This window comes from Escherichia sp. KCJ4928 (genome assembly GCF_004352695.1).
Classification (GTDB): domain Bacteria; phylum Pseudomonadota; class Gammaproteobacteria; order Enterobacterales; family Enterobacteriaceae; genus ECMA0423.
In genome coordinates, this window is sequence record NZ_SJWV01000232.1 from 1 (window position 1) to 5,167 (window position 5,167).

Genomic DNA, 5,167 nt, shown 5'->3' on the forward strand with positions numbered 1-5,167 from the left:
CCAGCTTCAATCAGTGCCGGATAGAGATTTGCTACCGCCGTGCCGGAGGTCACAATCACCGCCACCGGCTGCTTGCTGACTTTCGCCAGCCCCAGCGCCAGATGTCCCAGTCCACGCTCATCGAAATGGGTGTGGTGAATGAATGTGGAATTCTCCGCCGCCGCTAACGTTAACGGTGTAGAACGCGAGCCAGGGGCGATACAGATGTGTCTGACGCCGTGACGCGTTAATGCTTCCAGAATGACCGCCGCCCAGCGTCGGTTAAATGCGCTTACTGACATGAGTTTGTCCGGTATCAATATTGCGGCTAAGTATAAGGAGCTACAAAAATAGATTATTGATATGAATCGGTAATGATGCGACTCATTACTATTCCATCTGTAATAAAGTACGCAGCCCTGCCGCTTTGTTGTCGATTTCCTGCCACTCTTGCTCGGGGTCGGAACCACGGACAATGCCCGCGCCAGCATATAATCGCACGACATTGCCGCTAATTTTTGCTGAGCGCAGGGAAACGCAGAATTCGCTTTGTTGTAATGAGAGATAGCCCGCAGAACCGGCGTACCATTCTCGGGTGAACGGTTCGTGACGGGCGATAAACTGTCGCGCCAGATCGCGCGGTAAGCCAGCAACTGCTGCCGTTGGCTGCAACTGATGTAAACAGATCACATCATCCGCTTTGTTGAGTGAAGTCCAGATACAGCGGCGAAGATGCTGCACTTTACGCAGACGCAGTACCTGCGGCGGTAAAACATCCAGCGTCTGGGTATCGGCCTGTAATCGTTGGCAGATATCTTCCACCACCAGCATGTTCTCGCGCTGGTTTTTATCATCCGCCATCAGCCACTCTCCTAACTGCTGCGCCTGCTTATCATCAGGATTATTTGCTACTGTTCCCGCCAGCGCTTCAGTACGCAGCGCTTTGTCACGCCGCCGCCATAACCGTTCCGGTGAAGAGCCAAGAAAAGCATTTTCGCCATCAAAGGCCATGTAAAAATGGTAGCAATTCAGATTCAGTCGACGACTGGCAGCCATCATCGCCGCCGCGTTGACCGGACTTGCGAAATGCAGGTCAGTTGCCCGAGCGAGCACCACTTTGTCGAGCTCACCTTCGGCGATGGTTTTCGTTGCCAGTTCGATTAATTGCGTCCAGCCCGTTTTGTCCGGCCAGTGTTGTTCTCGCGTGGTGGTTAAATGTAACCCAGGCAAGGGCTTGATACTCACCAGTGTGGCGATAAATTCTTTTGCCTGAATCGCATCGTGCTGAAGGGAGCTTTCGCTGAATAGCGTCAGCCGCAGCGTGGCTTTACCGCCACAGCGTCGCCATTCCAGGCGGGGTAAAAGTAAATTGCCCTGCGACGGGTCAAAAGCATTCAGCCCCCAAATGCGTAAGTCGGCGTGTTCCGGGTGCTGGCGAAGAAAACGTTGTGCCTGGTCCAACGACGTAAAACGGGTAATCGCGCCCAGGACGGCAGCTTCTTCATCACCATTACGTTGTTGCCAGTAGAATTGCGGGTACGTTTGCTGACTGGCCAGCCAGCTCAAGGCATCAAAAGCGTCTTTGAGAGGGAAAGGAATATCGATAACCCGAATGCCGGGTGTCGCCGGAATCTCTTGCGACAAATGGCGCAGTAGATTTTCCAGCGCCGTAGTAAGTGATTGCACGCGGACCTCTCCCTGTTAAAAGCCTCACATTATACGGGGTACTACAAAAAAAATGCAGTACCCCGGTGTAGGGAGGTTTTAACGGCGTGCCAGCAACAGTCCTAGTACCAGCCCAACGGCCGCGCCCACACCAATTCCTTGCCAGGGTTTTTCGTGGACGTAGTCATCAGCACGATAAACTGCCTGCTTCGCCCGATAGTAATAACTGTCTGAAGCCTGGCTAACCCGTTTTTTCACATCATCCAGCGCTTTTTCTGCACGCGCTTTTAGCTCAACATATTTCTGATCGGCGGGATCGCCAGAGGAGCGGAGCACCTCTTCCAGTGTTTCACTAAGCAGCGTCAGGTCGTCATCGATACGTGTATCACCAAACTGATTAGACATTCTCGTTCTCCATTTGCGTAAAACCTGTCACTAACTATAGACAAGGGTTGTTGATTACGCCTGAATTACCTCGCGTGCCATCCCAATGTGTGGGATACCATCTTCTTCATAGACCTCCGTCACAGGGATAAAACCGAAACTCTGGTAGAAGTTTTGCAGATGCGCCTGCGCCCCGAGGTAAACAGGCTTATCAGGCCAGTGATGCGTACATGTTTCGAGTGTTTTACTCATCAGCTGCTGCCCCACTTTTTCGCCACGCAACGCTTCACTGACAATCACCCGACCTATAACGACCGGCTCAAGATCATCATCACTTTTCAGAATCCTCGCATACGCCACCAGTTCATCATTTTTCCAACCGAGAATATGGCGATTATCCCCCGTCAAATCATCACCATCGATATCCTGATAAGGGCAATTCTGCTCGACAACAAACACCGCGCAACGCAGTTGTAATAAGGCATAAAGCTGGGAAACCGATAATTCAGAGTGATGCAGATCTTGCCATTCAATCATAATGCTCTCCTTTTAGATGTATGCCTTATACTAGCCGGAATATTTTTTGAAACGTGATGAACTCATGGAATTAATTTTTTTAGGTACTTCAGCCGGTGTGCCAACCCGCACGCGCAATGTCACGGCAATATTGCTTAACCTGCAACATCCGACCCAGAGCGGACTTTGGTTGTTTGACTGCGGTGAAGGCACCCAGCATCAGCTACTGCATACCGCCTTTAACCCTGGAAAACTGGACAAGATTTTTATCAGTCACCTTCATGGCGATCATCTTTTTGGTTTACCCGGCTTGCTGTGCAGTCGTTCTATGTCAGGCATTATCCAACCCTTAACGATTTATGGTCCGCAAGGTATCCGTGAATTTGTGGAAACCGCGCTGCGGATTAGCGGCTCATGGACCGATTATCCGCTGGAAATTGTCGAAATTGGCGCTGGCGAAATTCTCGATGATGGCCTGCGCAAAGTAACCGCTTATCCGCTGGAACACCCACTGGAATGTTATGGCTATCGTATTGAAGAACATGATAAACCGGGTGCATTAAATGCCCAGGCATTAAAAGCTGCTGGCGTGCCGCCTGGCCCACTGTTTCAGGAATTAAAAGCGGGCAAAACAATCACCCTGGAAGATGGAAGGCAGATTAACGGCGCAGATTACTTAGCTGCTCCAGTGCCAGGTAAAGCGCTCGCTATTTTCGGCGATACCGGCCCCTGCGATGCCGCACTTGACCTGGCTAAAGGTGTCGATGTCATGGTGCACGAAGCGACGCTGGATATAACCATGGAAGCCAAAGCCAATAGTCGCGGCCATAGCTCTACACGCCAGGCTGCGACACTAGCCCGTGAGGCTGGAGTCGGTAAGCTAATCATTACCCACGTCAGCTCGCGCTATGATGACAAAGGTTGTCAGCACCTGTTACGTGAATGCAGGTCAATTTTCCCGGCGACTGAACTAGCGAATGATTTCACCGTGTTTAACGTTTAACTCTGCTTATTATTAAAAACAGGGCGAAACTTGCCCTGTTATCGCAACCCGCGCTACATATATCCACCCACACGGGCATATTGAGCGATTTTTGATATTTATTCATCTCCTCACGCACTATATTCAGAGCAATAAGTTGCCTCTATTTATCTTGATTCAGCACAACCTTTGCAACTAAAAGGAGCCCATGATGGTTACAGTTGTCAGCAATTATTGTCAATTATCTCAAACGCAACTCAGTCAGACATTTGCAGAAAAATTTACTGTGACCGAGGAATTACTGCAGTCTTTAAAAAAACAGCGTTATCCGGAGATGAAGAAAGCATTGAGTTACTGCATAATATTGCGTTAGGCTATGATGAATTTGGAAAAAAAGCTGAAGATATTCTTTACCATATTGTTAGAAACCCAACAAATGAGACCCTATCGATTATCCGACTTATCAAAAATGCTTGTTTAAAATTATATAATTTGGCACATGCCGCAACCAACTCCCCCCTTAAACCAGCTGGTCCGGATAATTCAGAGGATCTCCTGTTCAAAAAGCTATTCTCCCCTTCGAAATTAATGACAATTATCGGTGATGAAATTCCTCTTATATCTGAAAAACAGTCGCTTTCGAAGGTGCTTTTAAATGATGAGAATAATGAACTGAGTGATGGTACAAACTTCTGGGATAAAAATCGTCAATTAACCACAGATGAAATAGATTGCTATCTTCAGAAGATCGCCGCTAATGCAAAAAATACTGAAGTCAATTATCCTACTGGTCTCTACGTCCCCTACTGCACCAGAACTCACCTGGAAGACGCTCTCAATGAAAATATTAAGAGCGATCCATCATGGCCGAAAGCAGTCCAGTTATTCCCCATAAATACTGGCGGACACTGGATATTAGTTTCGCTACAGAAAATAGTAAATGAAAAAAATAATACACAACAAATAAAATGCGTCATATTCAACTCATTGCGCGCACTAGGCCATGATAAAGAAAATTCACTTAAGCGTGTCATTAATAGTTTTAATTCTGAATTCATGGGAGAAATGTCGAATAATAATATAAAAGTTCATTTAACTGAACCCGAGATAATATTTTTACATGCCGATCTTCAGCAATATTTAAGCCAAAGTTGCGGTGCATTTGTGTGCATGGCAGCCCAGGAAGTGATTGAACAAAGGGAAAGCAATTCTGACAGCGCCCCCTATACGTTATTAAAAAACTATGCTGACAGATTTAAAAAATATTCAGCAGAAGAGCAGTACGAAATTGATTTTCAACATAGACTGGTAAACAGAAATTGTTATTTAGATAAATATGGCGATGCACGAATCAATGCTTCTTATACACAATTAGAAATAAAACACTCACAACCCAAAAATAGAGCATCCGGCAAAAGAGTGAGTTAACATCATTGTTAATTAATTCGACCAGTCAGCAAATATGCTGACTGGTCGAACATAGTTTGCTAAACAGTCATCACTGACTGATGTCAGTCACACCATCCGCCAGTTCAATCTTCGGGTATTTCCAGCGTATCTCGGCACGCGATTGCTGGTCTGTTGATGTAGTGGATTGTTGTTGCTGACTTTTCTTACCCTCAGAGTTCTGCCCCCTGTCAA

General features: G+C 47.1%; 5 protein-coding genes and 1 pseudogene. 2 read left to right on the forward strand and 4 right to left on the reverse strand.

Going from position 1 to position 5,167, the window contains the following annotated elements; all coding sequences use genetic code 11:
* From E0D98_RS21110 to E0D98_RS21125, 4 genes are all read right to left on the reverse strand, one after another.
* On the reverse strand, window positions 1-281 hold a 281-nt coding region (locus E0D98_RS21110), incomplete at its 3' end, for a thiamine pyrophosphate-binding protein (protein ID WP_276320438.1).
* Window positions 282-369: 88 nt separating this feature from the next.
* Window positions 370-1,665 (reverse strand): isochorismate synthase MenF, encoded by a 1,296-nt coding sequence (gene menF, locus E0D98_RS21115; protein WP_001191399.1) that lies wholly within the window; start codon window positions 1,663-1,665, stop codon window positions 370-372.
* A gap of 78 nt (window positions 1,666-1,743) precedes the next feature.
* Window positions 1,744-2,049: a stress response protein ElaB gene (gene elaB, locus E0D98_RS21120; RefSeq protein ID WP_000070621.1), complete on the reverse strand. Its 306-nt coding sequence runs from the start codon at window positions 2,047-2,049 to the stop codon at window positions 1,744-1,746.
* A gap of 54 nt (window positions 2,050-2,103) precedes the next feature.
* The gene (locus tag E0D98_RS21125; RefSeq protein ID WP_000574091.1) at window positions 2,104-2,565 is read right to left on the reverse strand and encodes a GNAT family N-acetyltransferase; all 462 of its coding nucleotides are present in this window, start codon (window positions 2,563-2,565) and stop codon (window positions 2,104-2,106) included.
* Between the two features lie 64 nt (window positions 2,566-2,629).
* Here E0D98_RS21125 and rbn point away from each other — a divergent pair, with 64 nt between their 5' ends.
* Window positions 2,630-3,547, forward strand: a complete 918-nt coding sequence (rbn, locus tag E0D98_RS21130) for a ribonuclease BN (RefSeq protein ID WP_001300687.1) — start codon at window positions 2,630-2,632, stop codon at window positions 3,545-3,547.
* Window positions 3,548-3,734: 187 nt separating this feature from the next.
* A pseudogene (gene elaD, locus E0D98_RS21135) lies at window positions 3,735-4,954 on the forward strand (deubiquitinase ElaD).
* Window positions 4,955-5,167: the final 213 nt, after the last annotated feature.